The sequence below is a fragment of the Vibrio sp. 2CM40D genome, from assembly GCF_023161825.1.
Taxonomy (GTDB): Bacteria; Pseudomonadota; Gammaproteobacteria; order Enterobacterales; family Vibrionaceae; genus Vibrio; species Vibrio alginolyticus.
The window spans coordinates 1-787 of sequence record NZ_JALNTL010000034.1 but is presented as its reverse complement, the minus strand read 5'-3'; the positions used below and the strand labels follow the sequence as shown (position 1 = coordinate 787).

Here is a 787-nt window from a genome sequence, read left to right as displayed (position 1 = left end):
CGTGGTTGCCGGCGGCATCCAACACTTCTGCTTCAATGGTCCACGTGTTGTTTAGATTGAGAGTGTTTACGTCAATTCCGGTTACTGTCCACGAACCTGATGCATCAACAAGGCCAGTAAAATTCAGCGTGCTGTCTCCGTCACTTACCCGAATCGTCACTGCCAGACCTTGCTCTACACCACTGGTTATCCCTCTCATTTCCGTGACTATACCCTCACGGAAATCATCAATGGCAAGACCACCGCTAATATAAAAATCCGTATCGATATCAATGGTGGGAGCAGTGGCATCTATGGTCGTAGCCTCATCCATCGCTTTCGCTTGGTTGCCCGCCACATCATTCACGGAGGCAGATACGGTTAACGCCCCATCGGCTAACGTGGATAAGTTCACCCCTTCGACTTGCCACATACCATCAACGACAACGGCATTGAACGAGAGCATCACCCCTGAGCTGTCTTGAACCGTGACAGAAACCGTCTGACCATTTTCAACATCACTGACTTGCCCTGACAAAGTGACAGATTGGCGCTCTTCAATGCTTAAATAGCCGTCTCCGCCATCGTCAACGTCCACCGTCACACTTGCGAGCGTATCTTTAATGATGGTGTTTTCACTGGTTGCAGGGTTGCCCGCTATATCTATACTCTCAGCAACAACTGTCAGCGTACCTTCAGACAATCCAGAAAAGTCAACGTCGTCCAGAGACCAACTTCCACCAGTCACCACCGTTTCTAAGTTTATGACCGCTCCTAACGAGTCGGTTACCGTAACTTGGATACGCTG

The 787-nt window shown here is 49.7% G+C and carries 1 protein-coding gene; it reads right to left on the bottom strand.

Features of this window, described 5'->3' with window-relative positions:
• Window positions 1-787, bottom strand: a 787-nt coding sequence (locus tag MTF70_RS24275) for a hypothetical protein (RefSeq protein WP_248394465.1), incomplete at both ends; no start/stop codon positions are given.